This is a genomic window from Blautia sp. BIOML-A1, assembly GCF_009883055.1.
Taxonomy (GTDB): domain Bacteria; phylum Bacillota; class Clostridia; order Lachnospirales; family Lachnospiraceae; genus Blautia_A.
The window spans coordinates 61,427-74,812 of the sequence record NZ_WWVR01000005.1 but is presented as its reverse complement, the minus strand read 5'-3'; the positions used below and the strand labels follow the sequence as shown (position 1 = coordinate 74,812).

Genomic DNA, 13,386 nt, shown 5'->3' with positions numbered 1-13,386 from the left:
ATGGCAGACACATGTTTGGAATTAAAAAATATCAGGAAGTCCTTTTCTAAGGATGAAACCGTTCTGAAGGAAATCAGCCTTTCTATTGGAAAGGGAGAATTCATCACACTTCTGGGTTCTTCCGGATGCGGCAAGACAACAACTCTTCGTATTATTGCAGGGTTGGAAATGCCGGATTCCGGTCAGGTGTTTCTGGATGGCAGGGATGTGACCGCTCTTCCGCCGGAGGCGAGAGATGTAAATACGGTATTTCAGAATTATGCACTGTTTCCGCATATGACAGTTGCAGATAATATCGGCTACGGACTGAAACTCAGGAAAGTCCCGAAAGCAGAAATCAAGAAGCGGGTATCACAGATGCTGGAACTGGTGCAGCTTCCGGGTTATGAGAAGAGGAAACCATCCGAGCTCTCCGGAGGACAGAGGCAGCGAGTAGCAATCGCAAGATCCCTGATCAATAATCCGAAGGTTCTTCTTCTCGATGAACCTCTCGGGGCACTGGATCTCCAGCTTCGCCGCATCATGCAGCTTGAACTTAAGAAACTGCAGAAGAAGCTTGGGATCACCTTTATCTATATCACCCATGATCAGGAAGAAGCGATCAATATGTCTGACCGTATCGCCGTTATGAATCATGGAACATTTGAGCAGATTGGTTCTCCGGATGAAATCTACAACCATCCCAAAACCAGTTATGTGGCTACCTTTGTGGGAAATGCAAATATCCTTAAGGGAAAGGCTGAAGAGCTGGAAGGGGATAAGGTGCGGGTAAGTCTTGCAGGAGGCAGTGTGCTGGCGGCAGCAGATGGAAATACCCCTGCGAAGGCTGCTCCTGTCACACTGGCAGTCCGCAGTGAGAATATTGTTCTGGATGAGAGCTGTCAGAGGGGACTTTTGGCAGAAGTTGTCGAAAAGAGCTTTGCAGGAGGACTTCTCCGGGTTGTATTAAAACTTACGGATGGAACAGAAGTGATCGCGAGCAGGTATGGTATTGACGCCAGTGTGCAGCCGGGACAGAATGTGACCTGTTTCTTTGAACCAGAAAATGCAGTTTTGGTAGATGTTGAAAAAGAAAGCGGGGCAGAATCATGAAGAAAAAGAAATCCGGCGCTGTCTGGATGATCCTGCCGCTGTATATTTTTACGATCATCTTTGTGGCAGGTCCGCTGCTTTATATGGTGGCTTTAAGCTTTGCACAGCCAAAGGCCGGACATGGAGTGGAGTGGATCTTTACTCTGGAAAATTATAAAAAGATACTGGATCCTGTTTATATGCAGACATTTACGGGTTCCTTTAAGCTGGCACTGACCAGTACACTGTTCATCTGTCTGATCGGATATCCGTTTGGATATTTTATGGCAAAGCTTTCCGATAAATGGAAAAAACGTGCGATGATCTTTCTGATGCTGCCATTCTGGGTGAATTCCCTGATCCGGCTTTATGGATGGATGATCATCCTTCAGACAAAGGGACTTCTGAACCATGCACTCAAAAGTCTGGGACTGATCGACAAGCCGCTTCGGATTCTCTACAGCTATCCGGCGATCGTGATCGGTATGACCTATGTGCTGCTTCCGTTTATGATCCTCTCTGTATATTCCAGTGCGGAGAAGCTGGACTGGTCACTGGTCGAGGCAGCCAGAGATCTTGGGGCAAAGCCGTTTAAGGCGTTCTGGACAGTCTCTTTTAAACTGACACTTCCGGGTCTGCTGTCCGGTGTGATCCTGACGTTTGTTCCGTCCATGGGACTGTTTTTCATCGCAGACATTCTGGGCGGAAATAAGATCGTACTTGTGGGAAGTCTGATCCAGGAACAGATGACAAGAGGAAGTAACTGGCCGTTTGCAGCAGCTCTTGCGGTGGTCCTCATGATCCTGACGACACTGATGATCATGCTTTACCGTAAAATTACAAATGCAAAAGAATTGGAGGGTGTGGGATGAAAAAAAATTCAAAACTCTCCGGGTTTTACCTTGGACTGATTTTTGTACTGATGTATCTGCCGATCGCAGTTGTCATCGTATTCTCGTTTAATGAATCAAAACTTCCGGTACGTTTTACCGGCTTTTCGCTGAAATGGTATCAGCAGCTTTTTTCAGACAGTGCCATGATCGAGGCGCTTGGAAACAGTTTGTTCCTGGGTGTGGTCAGCTGTCTGGTATCAGCTGTGATCGGAACTCTTGGGGCAGTGGGACTTTCCAGGATTCACTGGAAGACAAAGGGAGCTCTGGAATATATTTCTATCCTGCCGCTGATGATCCCTGAGATCATCCTCGGTATGGTTATGATGGCATTTTTTTATATGCTGAATCTGCCGTTCGGCATGCTGACACTGCTGATCGGGCATACAGTGTTCTGTGTACCATATATTCTTATGGAAGTAAAGGCGCGTCTGGCGGGAATGGATCCGTCTCTTGAGGAGGCAGCCAGAGACCTTGGAGCGGGACCTTTTAGGGCTTTCTGGGATATCATCCTTCCGCTCATCATGCCGGCGGTAATGTCAGGTTCACTTCTGGCATTTGCAATGTCCATGGATGATGTGGTCATCAGTATTTTTATCAATGGTCCGAGACTGTCCACCCTGCCGATCAAGGTGTACACACAGATAAAGACCGGTGTTACGCCGGAGGTCAATGCACTCTGTACGATCATGCTGGCAGTAACGATCCTGATTCTGCTTATTTATACAGCAATTGGGAAAATTACCGGAAGAAATCAGAAAAATAATTAAGAAACTCTTTTCAATGCAACAAAAGTAAGCTATACTAAACCTGTCTGAGGTTTAAAGTAAATAATGAGTAACTGTTTACAGCTAATGTTACTGCGAACAAAATGGACAGTAACATGAAAGACAAGAAGAGGAGAACAATTATGAAGAAATTAGTGGTATGTGCATTATGTGCGGCACTTGTGGTTCCGACACTGGCAGTTTCTGTCTCGGCAGATGACTCCAAAGAACTTGTACTTTACACATGGGAGAATATGTTCCCACAGGAAGTTCTGGACGGCTTTGAAGAAGAAACAGGTATCAAGGTTGTCTATTCCAATTTTGATACAGATGAAAACATGCTGGAGAAGCTTTCCATGGCAAAGGGCGGAGATTATGATGTTATTGTAGCAGACGATTATATCATCCAGACAGCAATCGAGGAAGGTCTGGTAGAGAAGCTTGACACATCTAAGCTGACAGGCTGGAAAAACATCAATCCGCTTTATCAGGGACAGTTTTATGACCCGAACGATGAATATACAGCACCATACGGTGCAGGCATTCCGCTGATCGTTTACGATCCGGAGCTGGTGGACATTGATATCAAAGGCTATAATGACCTCTGGGATGCCTCTTTGGAGGACAGCATTGCCCTGACTGCCAATTACCGTGTGCTCAACGGTATCACAAATCTTGCTCTTGGCCAGGACTTTAATGACCAGAATACAGATGATATCGCCAAAACAGGGGAGAAGCTTCTGGAGTTAGCACCAAACGTGCGTCTGATTCAGGATGACAATACACAGGATGCGCTTCTTAATGGGGAAGCAAGTGTTGCCTTCCTTTATACATCTCAGGTAACAACAGCCCTTCAGGAGAATCCGGATCTCAAGGTTGTTTATCCGGAAGAGGGACTTGGATTTGGCGTTATGGGTATGTTTATCCCAAGCCAGGCACCGGACAAGGATGAGGCATATCAGTTCATGGACTACATTCTTCAGCCGGAAAACGCAGCAAAATGTTTCGACTACATCGGATATTACTGCACAAACAAAGCAGCAGATTCCCTGCTTGAGAATCAGGATCTTGTTGTCCCGGATTCTGTCACAGAGGGATCAGCAGTAGAAAACATCAGTGCAGAGGCAGATGAAGCCTACAATAAGAACTGGACAGAATTCAAGGCTGCCTGCAACTGATAAAAACAAGGGGGAAGCAGGATGGAAATCTACAAAGGTGTCGCTACCTTTTCGGGAATTGCCATCGGTAAAATTTTATATTACAGCAGAGGAGAATATCAGATACGCCAATGTCTGGTCAGCAATATCAAGAAAGAAATCGATGATTTCCAGAAAGCCAGAGAACAGGCAGTCAGTAAACTCAGAGAGCTGTACGAAACCAATAAATCTCTGAATGAGCAGGAGGCCAGAACTTTCCTTGACCAGGCAAAGCTTCTGGACTCCGAAAGTTTTCAGAGAGCAATCGAGAGCAGCATTGCCAATGAAAAAGTCAATGCTGCTTATGCAGTTATGACAAACCGTGATGAACTGGTGGAGACCTTCCGCAATCTGGAGGAACCAGTGATCCGTAAGAGAATTTCAGATATGCAGGAGATTTCGAATCGTTTGATCCAGATTCTTGGAGGTGCGGCAATTCGCATAAATCTGGGAGAAGAACCGGTGATCCTTGTTGCGGAGGCACTTTCACCGACAGAGATCATGGAGATGGACAAAGAGAAGCTTCTCGGGGTTGTCATGCATCATGGCTCAGCTGTCTCACACGCCTCTATCATGACGAAGACCATGGAGATCCCGACTCTGGTGGATATTGCACCGGATGATGAGTGGGATGGCATGACCGCGATCGTAGATGGTTATACGGGAACTTTGTACCTGGATCCGGATGCAGAGATCAAGCGGGAATATGAGATCCGTCTGGAGGCAGACAGAAAAGAAAGAGAAGAACTTCTCAAACTCAAGAGCCAGAAGGATGAGACAAAAGACGGCAGAAAGATTGGCCTGTATGCCAACATCGGCAACATGAGTGATCTGAGCAGCGTTCTTTTTTACGGAGCGTCGGGTATCGGACTTCTTCGAAGTGAGTTTCAGTACCTTGGAAGAGAAAATTATCCAAGAGAGAATGAACTTTTTCATGCGTATAAGAAGCTGGCAGAGACAATGGGCGAGCGTATGGCAGTAATCCGTACAGCCGATCTGGGGGCTGATAAGCAGGCTTCTTATCTGGATATTCCATCAGAAACAAATCCGATCATGGGAAACAGAGGTATCCGTCTCTGTCTGGACCGTAAGAGAATGTTTAAGGCACAGCTTCGTGCAATCTATCGTGCCAGTGCCTATGGAAATCTTGCGATGATGTATCCGATGATTGATTCGGAGGAGGAGATGGATCAGATTGAGGAGATCATCCGTGAGGTTAAGGAAGGACTTGATGAGAAGGGGATTCCTTATCGCGACATCCGCACAGGGATCATGATCGAGACACCGGCGGCAGTTATGATCAGCCGGGAACTTGCAAGGAGAGTAAATTTCTTAAGCATCGGAACAAATGACCTGACACAGTATACACTTGCCATGGATCGACAGAATCCGTTGCTCAAGGATAAATATAACGATCATCATCCAGCAGTCCTGCGTATGATCAAAATGGTAGTGGAAGCTGCCCATCAGGAAAACCGTCAGGCGGGAATCTGTGGAGAAATTGCAGCAGATACGGAACTGACAGAAACCTTCCTCCGAATGGGCGTTGATTTCCTGTCTGTTGTACCGGCGTGTATCCTTCCGGTCCGAAAGGCGATCCGTGCAACAGATCTCGGAGAGGGTAACTATGAATAAAAAAAGCAAAGTAATTCTTCTTCCCTGTAATTCCTACAGGGAAGAACTCGTTTATGAGAATCTGGAACTCGGTCTGGAGCTTCTGGGTGGAATTGAAGGTATTATAGATAAAAATGAGTCAATTTTGCTGAAACCGAATCTTCTTAAGAAAGCAGAAGTGGACAAGGCAGTCATCACACATCCGACCGTCGTTGGTATGTTTGCCAGACTGATGCGGGAAAAGGGATATCAGGATATCGTACTGGCAGATTCCTGCGGAAACGGAACGACCAGTAAGGTGATCCATGGAACAGGAATGGACACTTATCTGGAGAAGTTTGATATTCCGGCAATTGATTATACAAAGGGGATTCATGTAGAGAACCCGAAGGGAATCCAAGCGAAGGAGTTTGTTCTTCCTAAGGAGCTTCTGGACAGGGACTGTGTGATTTCACTGTGCAAAATGAAGACGCATGCTCTGGAACGCATTACAGGTGCAGTTAAGAACAGTTATGGATTTGTTTATGGATTTCACAAGGCAAAAGGACACACCCTGTATCCGAGTGCAGATAGTTTTGCCAGGATGCTGGTGGATCTAAACCAGTATGTAAAGCCGCGTCTGTATATTATGGATGGAATTGTTGCGATGGAGGGCAATGGACCGGGATCCGGCGAACCGGCACCGATGAATGTAATGCTGATGTCGCAGGATCCGGTGGCACTGGACAGTGTATTCTGTCACCTGATCCATCTGAAGCCGGAGATGGTGCCGACAAACTATCACGGAGAAAAAATGGGACTTGGAACATGGAAGGAAGAAGAGATTGAGATTCTCACACCGAATGGTCCGATCACCATGGGAAATGCGACTGCCCAGTATGGCAATCCATATTTTGATGTGGACAGGAGAGTGGCACGGTCCGGTATGTGGGAGCGTCTCGCAAAGGCTCTGAATATTTTTCAGAAAAAACCATATATCCAGCCAGATAAATGTATCCGCTGCGGCATCTGTATCAAAAGCTGTCCGGTTCCGGAAAAGGCTGTGAATTTCAGAAACGGAAGGGAAAATCCGCCAGTCTATGATTACAAAAAATGTATCCGGTGTTTCTGCTGTCAGGAAATGTGCCCGGAGAAGGCAATTCATGTAAAATAAGATTTTCAGTATATATCTTATAAAGAAAATGTCCCCTGTATGGGCTGTGAAAGGAATCCGCAGTCTGTGCAGGGGACTTTTTGCCGATATTATCTTATGGAATCATGCAGTGCTCTGATAAATGCAGGGGTAGTACCGCAGCATCCTCCGACAACGGATGCACCATTTTCGATCAGAATCTTCATGTAGGAAGCGAAATCCTCTGGATTCATGCTGTACACGGCATTTCCCTTATCATCAATCGTCGGCATGCCTGCATTTGGTTTGGCAATGACAGGAATAGAGACATTTTCCTTAATACTTCTTACAACGGATACAAGCTGATCCGGTCCGACAGAGCAGTTGATACCAACGGCGTCTGCACCGGCTGCCTCAAGCGAAACTGCCGCTTCGATAGCATTGCCGCCGCTGAAGATACTTCCATCCGCTTCAACAGTCATAGTACACATGATCGGAAGGTCGCATACAGAATTTGCAGCATCTACAGCTGCGAGGGTCTCTTCGATATTGATCATAGTTTCGGCCGCGATCAGATCGATGCCGGCATCTGCGAGGATCTTAACCTGTTCCTGATACATTTTGAAAGCGTCATCATAAGTATAGTCGCCGTCAGCGGTGATAAAAGAACCGGAAGTTGTGATGTCCCCGGCTACATAGACTCCGTCTCCGGCAAGTTCTCTGGAATATCCGACCAGTGTGCGGTTGATCTCTTCAATCCGGTCCGTCAGCCCGTGCTTGGCAAGATTGATACGGTTGCCCCCGAAAGTCGGAGCATAAATAACCTGACTTCCTGCTGCAATATAGGCACGCTGAAGCTCCTGAAAGATCTCCTTGTGTTCGATCACCCAGGTTTCCGTGCAGATTCCTCTGGGCATTCCGCTTGCCATAAGATTGGAACCTGTGGCACCATCGAGAAGAAGGATGTTTTCGGTCAGTTTACGGAATTGTTCTTTTGTCATGTTGGTTGCCTCCTTGATGAAAAAATAAAATGTATAAGCAACTTACCTGGCAAGCTCCGCATTTCCGTCGGAAGTGCTTATTTCAGTTTTTTATTATAACATGGGTATCTGCAAATGTCGATATTTGTAGATGAAAACAGGTTGCCGTTTTGGCTGGTCTGTGCTATTTTTTTATTATAATCTTTGTCCGGCAGTTCTGCCGGTAAATTTCCCAAATAAATATTATATATAAAGGGATTCTCATTTTTGTGTGTAGTGAGAAACCAATCAGAATCACGTTACTGTTCACTCCGTTCGCAGTAACTTGGTCAAAATGCATTCCAAATCACCTTCGGTGATGGCATTTTGCCCCATATGTCTCGGGATTTTGCCATATTCATGGCAAAACACCTCGCGGGATATTACCTGTGAACAGTTACAGAATCACAATAATACAATTTCATAAGGAGGCAGCATGAATCTATTCGATTATACGTACTGCGGAAATTATAATCGGCAGATACAAAATCTCTCCAGGATCGTTCCGGAGAAATGGAGTTTTGGCGGCACAGAAGACAACGGTATCCTCAAGGGCTATCTGGAACATACTTTTCAGAGGGTTTATGAAGAAGGAAAAATACTGGAAACAGAGAATTATGCGATTTTCAATACAGGATTATTTAATCGATACTATCAGCCCGTCTATGTATATTTTATACCAAATCAGGTGCCGGACAGGCAGAGATGGTTTCTGGAAGGATTTTATACAGAGTATTATCTTTTGAAATCGGGGATTGACAGTCTGCCAAAGAGAGCAGAGTATGTACAGGACCCTTCAGAACTTATCTTTGATACAGGACTTGATATCATTCCCCAGTATGAACATATTTTTGAGGAAACAGAAAACAATCAGCGTCTTCCGGAAAATATCAGGAACAGTGTCATGAAAGTACCTCTCTTTGACGGTGCACTCCGGCAGACAAAACGAATGCTGGAGGCGGATTATCGCACCGCAATTCCCCAGTATTATGATCATAATATTCAGTTTCTCATTCCGGTCTGTCTGCAGGATCCGGCAAGAGCAGATTTGGCACTTGCCTGCGTCAAGACAGAAGATGGCAAAAAATATCTCGGACGAACCTGTCTCACCCTTAAGATGGCGTATCACAATGCGAGACTGCTGGCCAAGATCCACAGCAGCTGGCTGTGTCCGTAATAGTAATATCCCGGAAGGGATGAAAAACAGCTGTATTTTATATCTGAATCAGAAGTAACAAGATACTATCGAATCCGTACAAAACAGGAGATGAGCAAATGAACAGACAAAGAGAAAAGCGATCAGTGATACATAAGGTTGGAAATGCAGCAGGCATTGTTCTGAGCGGCATTTTGATTTTTATTCTGAGTATGAATTGTATCCTGATCTTCAAAAGCCTTACAAATATGGAGAAAGTGCCCGGAATCGGTGGAATCATACCGATGATCGTCCTGACAGATTCCATGTATCCACAGATCCAGTCAGGAGACCTGATCGTCTGCCGTACCAGAGAGGCAGATAAGGTCAGAGAAGGAGATGTGATCGCGTTCTTTGATCCGGCCGGCAATGGAAGGAGTGTAGTAACACATCGTGTCCGAAAGATCACGAAGGATGAAGACGGAAACCTTGCCTGGGTGACAAAGGGTGACGCCAACAATACAGAAGATCAGGCACTTGTTCCGGCAGAAAATCTGGTAGGAATCTATCGGCACAGAGTTGCAGGACTTGGCAGTGCAGCCATGTTTTTGCAGACCACACAGGGAATGATACTCTGTGTGATCTGTCCGATCCTTTTGATGGTTGTCTGTGATACGATCTGCCGCAGGAGAAACGAAAGATCAGAAAAGAAAGCGGCAGACGCCCTCAGGACCGAACTGGAAACTCTGCGGGCAGAGAAAGAAAAGCATATTTAGTTCTGAACGTGCCACACGGAACTGGATATAAATAACACAAACTGGAAAGGAGTACATAGCAATGAAGAAAAACAAAATGATGAGAAACACAGCCGCCCTGGGGGTAGCTGTATTACTTACAGCAAGTGTGCTGTCCGGAACGTTGGCGAAGTATACGACTACAGCAGAAGGAACTGATTCGGCCAGAGTTGCAAAATGGGGAATTGTCATGAACAGTACAGGCAGTTCCACATTTAAAGATTCTTATGATTCCAGTGTCGCAACAAGTAAAGCAGGCGAAAAGATTGTTGCACCGGGAACCAGCGGATCAGCAATATATGCTGTAACAGGAACACCGGAAACAGCCTATGAGATCACGTTTAAAGGAAGCAGCGAAAATGACGTATATCTGGAAAACGGACTGGCTTATTCTTATGCTGGCACCGATGTCAAGTATACCAAACCAGACGGCAGTCCCGTAGAAAGAGCGTATTATCCGGTAAATTACAGTGTGAAAATTAAACATACAGGAAGTGGAGATGCCAAAATAAGTAAGGCAGGTACGGAGGAAAATGCAGTAAGCATTAATGCATTAAATACGGTTCAGACCTTTGAAACTCTGGAGGCTGCAATGAAGGCCCTTAGCAATACTAAAGTTACATATGACACCCCTAATACAGCAGCTGATCTGACGGTGGAACTCAAATGGGCATGGCAGTTTGATAAGGATACAAATACAAACAGCATTAAGGTAAGTGGAGGACATGAGCCAAATGATGCCTATGATACGGTTCTTGGTGATATCATTGCAAAAAACACGGATCTCACGATAGATGGTCAGAAAGTCAGTGCAATGACTCCTGCTGTTGCTGATAAATATAGTACACAAATTGGATATACACTTCAGATGACAGCAACTCAGGTTGACTAACCTGGATACATATAACTGCGATCAGTCAGACTTCGTCCTTGTTCAGTGGCAGGACAGGGACGTTTTCTGACTTTTCCAAAAACCAGAATCCTCTCTGCTTTTTGGGAAGGTCAGAAGAAGGAGAAAAGAAGATGTCAAAGAACAGTTCTACTGCGAAAAAAAGGAATCACAAAAATCACGGGCTTTGTCAGTTGATACTTATGTTGTCTGTTTTTGTGTTTGTGACAGCTGTGTCTGTCCTGTCCGTGCTGCATATCTGTCACAGTGATCGTGAGATCAGCCTTTATAAGGGGCTTATGAGTGCAGATCAGAATATACACAGAGCGATGGCCATGCAGAGTACAACTGCAAAGCTTACCAAAAAGCAGGCAGAGACTTTTGAGTTTAAGGTTTTGGATGACCGGAAGGTATGGAATACGGAGACTCCCATTGAACTGTTTCATACTTCCTGCCGAAATAAGAGCGATGAAATAACTGTGCAGAGCAGGAACACCCAGAAGGCTGTGGCACCTGGGACGGAGGGCGATTATACATTTTCACTGCAAAATTCAGGCAAAAGGAATGCACAGTATAAAGTCTGGTTTGAGGCTGACAGTAATTTCAGTAATTATGAGATTCCGCTGGAATTTCGTATATCCGGAAGCAATGGCTGGATGGACAGAAGAGGAAAATGGCTGAGCGCAGAAGAATTCAGTAAGATAAGTGAAAAAAGAAAGCTTTGTCCGGGGAGAAATGCAGAGTACACGCTTTACTGGAGATGGAGATTTGAGCGGGGCAAAGATGAACAGGATACGCTCTATGGAGATTTTTCCGCCGGCACGGGAAACATATCTGCAAAGCAAAAGAACGAACATTAGGAAATTTCCTATAGAGTAGTGATACATACACTTGCAGCAGAAGAGGCAGGCACAGAGGAATCTGAGGATTTTGTCCAGGCATGGTCAAAGAATACGGGCAGTGTCTTAAAGAAAGCACCAAAGACCGGTGACAGTGCGCAGACCGGAAGCTGGCTCATTATGCTTGCTGCATCAGGAATACTGGCTGTGGTTGTCAGCTGCCGCCGCATAAATTCCGGGATTTTACGAAGAATTTCCCGGGGACTTTTCTGGCTGATACTGGGGATAAGTCTATATTTTATGAAGGCGCAGGATGTCTCGGGGAGTCCGATGCCCATGCCGTTTGGTATTGGTGTGGCAAATGTTCTTTCCGGAAGCATGGAACCCACTTTTTCCAGAGGGAGCCTTCTGATCGTCAGAAAAACGCAGAAGGTAAACAGAGGAGACATTGTGGTATATCAATCCGGAAACAGCCTGGTAGTACATCGTATCACAGAGATCAGAAAGGACCAGATCATAACGCAGGGAGATGCGAACAATGCACCTGATCCGGCATTTGACAGGTCCGAAATTCAGGGAGTGGTGATCGGGTGGATCCCATGTCTGGGAACTGTCCTGAGCATGGTCTGTACACTGAGAGGGATGTTGTTATTTTGTACGATAATTTTTCTGATCGAATATTTTTTGCAGCGGCGAAAAAACGAGGAAGCACAGGAACTGAATGCTGTCAGGGAAGAGATCCGTATACTCAGGCAGGAAATAGGTCATGCAGAATGTCAGAGAAAAACACTTCGAAATAACAGAATCATACAGATATTAGCCGTTTTATTCTGGATAAGCGTACTGTTTAGCTGGATAGCGTCTGATATTTTTGCGAGATGCATGACACAGGTATCGGAAAAAAACGGTGCGGTCGCGGCGAAATTTGAAGTAATGGAGACAGGGACGCTTATGCAGGAAATTTCCAATATCTCCATAGCACCGGGAGAAGCCGTTGAGTATGAAATTCAAGTAACAAATAAAAGTGAGACAGCAGTCAGGTATGCCATTTATGCAGCCAGCAGAGATAAGAATCTGCCACTGGTGTTCAGAATATACAAAACAACAGAAAACACAGAGCAAAAGCAGTTAAGCGATGGTTCAGTCCTGGCAGACAAAATTGAAGTATCTTCCGATACGATTCTGGCAGATGATCCGAAAGTGCATGGCTATATTCTTGAAATTGTCTGGCCGGTGAGTGAGAATCAGGCAGAGAGGAATGAAGATTATGCCGGAAGATCAGAGACTTTTGTTGTCACACTAAAGACAGAGCAGATTGATTGATACAGACAGGAAAGGGGATGAAAAATGACAGGGACAAAGATATTTTGGGCAGTTTTTTGTATGATCATGATTTCCATTTCCTCTGTGTCGGCAAAATATATAAGACAGACAGAACTGACAGGTGTAGTAAATGCCAGGAATTTTTATTTTGTCAGTGATCTGCTGGATGGCGGCGTACATCAGGTGATGGTAAAAGAGGATACAATGGCGTCGGTGACTCTGATGAACTATATAAATGAAGAGAGATATTCGGAAGTGGATATTGACTATGTGGTGGAAGTGAGAGATACAGACAAAGATGAAAAAAGCAGTCTTACAGTCAGCCCGGCAGCAGGAACCATAACAAAAGGGCAGCGAAATGCGGTGGAAATTGTGGTCAGTGGACTGAAGGCAGGGCATACATATAAGATTACTGCGTCGACAGATAATACATACGCAAAGACACTGACAGGAGTAGTAAAGGTCAACGCGGATGACAGCCCGCTGTGTGCACCGGAAGCCGATGGAAAGGTGCAGTCGGAGGCAGAATTTACAGATTCATTCCTTCCTGAAACTACGCAGGAGAGTACTCCGGAATCTGGAGAAGAAGCAGAGTGGGAGGAGGTTGAACTGGAGGATCTGAGTGAAAATTCAGAAGATATGGAACCGGTGGAATGTGAGCCATTACCCGAAGAGAATGAAATGGAAGCGGATACAAAAAATTATGCTGAAATCCTCTGAAACCTATTGAAATCAGAA

Annotated in this window: 13 protein-coding genes; 12 read left to right on the top strand and 1 reads right to left on the bottom strand. The window is 45.3% G+C overall.

The annotated features are described in order from the left end of the window. From GT674_RS04110 to GT674_RS04085, 6 genes are all read left to right on the top strand, one after another. Nucleotides 1-1,092: an ABC transporter ATP-binding protein gene (locus GT674_RS04110; RefSeq protein ID WP_161284558.1), complete on the top strand. Its 1,092-nt coding sequence runs from the start codon at nucleotides 1-3 to the stop codon at nucleotides 1,090-1,092. Further along, entirely contained in the window at nucleotides 1,089-1,943 is an 855-nt protein-coding gene (locus GT674_RS04105) for an ABC transporter permease (protein ID WP_161284557.1), read from the top strand. The genes GT674_RS04110 and GT674_RS04105 overlap by 4 nt, the downstream gene beginning before the upstream one ends. Further along, entirely contained in the window at nucleotides 1,940-2,731 is a 792-nt protein-coding gene (locus GT674_RS04100) for an ABC transporter permease (protein ID WP_161284556.1), read from the top strand. Before GT674_RS04105 ends, GT674_RS04100 begins: the two co-directional genes overlap by 4 nt. A gap of 140 nt (nucleotides 2,732-2,871) precedes the next feature. Further along, nucleotides 2,872-3,906: a polyamine ABC transporter substrate-binding protein gene (locus GT674_RS04095; protein ID WP_173901903.1), complete on the top strand. Its 1,035-nt coding sequence runs from the start codon at nucleotides 2,872-2,874 to the stop codon at nucleotides 3,904-3,906. Between the two features lie 21 nt (nucleotides 3,907-3,927). Beyond that, a complete protein-coding gene (gene ptsP / locus GT674_RS04090; RefSeq protein ID WP_161284555.1) occupies nucleotides 3,928-5,559 on the top strand; it encodes a phosphoenolpyruvate--protein phosphotransferase in 1,632 nt (543 codons plus the stop codon). Then, complete coding sequence (locus GT674_RS04085; protein WP_161284554.1) at nucleotides 5,552-6,691, top strand: DUF362 domain-containing protein; 1,140 nt, start codon at nucleotides 5,552-5,554, stop codon at nucleotides 6,689-6,691. Before ptsP ends, GT674_RS04085 begins: the two co-directional genes overlap by 8 nt. Before the next feature lie 89 nt (nucleotides 6,692-6,780). On the opposite strand, the gene GT674_RS04080 is transcribed toward GT674_RS04085, so the two are convergent. After that, nucleotides 6,781-7,650 (bottom strand): homocysteine S-methyltransferase family protein, encoded by an 870-nt coding sequence (locus GT674_RS04080; RefSeq protein ID WP_161284553.1) that lies wholly within the window; start codon nucleotides 7,648-7,650, stop codon nucleotides 6,781-6,783. A gap of 454 nt (nucleotides 7,651-8,104) precedes the next feature. Here GT674_RS04080 and GT674_RS04075 point away from each other — a divergent pair, with 454 nt between their 5' ends. The 6 genes from GT674_RS04075 to GT674_RS04050 all read left to right on the top strand — a co-directional run bounded on the left by GT674_RS04075 (nucleotide 8,105) and on the right by GT674_RS04050 (nucleotide 13,368). Continuing rightward, nucleotides 8,105-8,845, top strand: a complete 741-nt coding sequence (locus tag GT674_RS04075) for a DUF3825 domain-containing protein (protein ID WP_192925977.1) — start codon at nucleotides 8,105-8,107, stop codon at nucleotides 8,843-8,845. A 98-nt stretch (nucleotides 8,846-8,943) separates the two neighbouring features. Continuing rightward, nucleotides 8,944-9,579 (top strand): signal peptidase I, encoded by a 636-nt coding sequence (locus GT674_RS04070; RefSeq protein WP_161284552.1) that lies wholly within the window; start codon nucleotides 8,944-8,946, stop codon nucleotides 9,577-9,579. Between the two features lie 61 nt (nucleotides 9,580-9,640). After that, nucleotides 9,641-10,489, top strand: coding sequence for a hypothetical protein (locus GT674_RS04065; protein WP_161284551.1), 849 nt, complete (start codon nucleotides 9,641-9,643; stop codon nucleotides 10,487-10,489). 131 nt (nucleotides 10,490-10,620) lie between these two features. After that, nucleotides 10,621-11,346, top strand: coding sequence for a hypothetical protein (locus GT674_RS04060; protein ID WP_161284550.1), 726 nt, complete (start codon nucleotides 10,621-10,623; stop codon nucleotides 11,344-11,346). Between the two features lie 18 nt (nucleotides 11,347-11,364). Beyond that, nucleotides 11,365-12,648, top strand: a complete 1,284-nt coding sequence (locus tag GT674_RS04055) for a signal peptidase I (protein WP_161284549.1) — start codon at nucleotides 11,365-11,367, stop codon at nucleotides 12,646-12,648. Between the two features lie 24 nt (nucleotides 12,649-12,672). After that, nucleotides 12,673-13,368, top strand: a complete 696-nt coding sequence (locus tag GT674_RS04050) for a hypothetical protein (protein ID WP_161284548.1) — start codon at nucleotides 12,673-12,675, stop codon at nucleotides 13,366-13,368. Nucleotides 13,369-13,386 lie beyond the last annotated feature (18 nt).

Coding starts and splice junctions, on each gene's coding strand:
- GT674_RS04110 (WP_161284558.1), top strand. CDS start 1: ATGGCAGACACATGTTTGGAATTAAAAAATATCAGGAAGTCCTTTTCT.
- GT674_RS04105 (WP_161284557.1), top strand. CDS start 1,089: ATGAAGAAAAAGAAATCCGGCGCTGTCTGGATGATCCTGCCGCTGTAT.
- GT674_RS04100 (WP_161284556.1), top strand. CDS start 1,940: ATGAAAAAAAATTCAAAACTCTCCGGGTTTTACCTTGGACTGATTTTT.
- GT674_RS04095 (WP_173901903.1), top strand. CDS start 2,872: ATGAAGAAATTAGTGGTATGTGCATTATGTGCGGCACTTGTGGTTCCG.
- ptsP (WP_161284555.1), top strand. CDS start 3,928: ATGGAAATCTACAAAGGTGTCGCTACCTTTTCGGGAATTGCCATCGGT.
- GT674_RS04085 (WP_161284554.1), top strand. CDS start 5,552: ATGAATAAAAAAAGCAAAGTAATTCTTCTTCCCTGTAATTCCTACAGG.
- GT674_RS04080 (WP_161284553.1), bottom strand. CDS start 7,650: ATGACAAAAGAACAATTCCGTAAACTGACCGAAAACATCCTTCTTCTC.
- GT674_RS04075 (WP_192925977.1), top strand. CDS start 8,105: ATGAATCTATTCGATTATACGTACTGCGGAAATTATAATCGGCAGATA.
- GT674_RS04070 (WP_161284552.1), top strand. CDS start 8,944: ATGAACAGACAAAGAGAAAAGCGATCAGTGATACATAAGGTTGGAAAT.
- GT674_RS04065 (WP_161284551.1), top strand. CDS start 9,641: ATGAAGAAAAACAAAATGATGAGAAACACAGCCGCCCTGGGGGTAGCT.
- GT674_RS04060 (WP_161284550.1), top strand. CDS start 10,621: ATGTCAAAGAACAGTTCTACTGCGAAAAAAAGGAATCACAAAAATCAC.
- GT674_RS04050 (WP_161284548.1), top strand. CDS start 12,673: ATGACAGGGACAAAGATATTTTGGGCAGTTTTTTGTATGATCATGATT.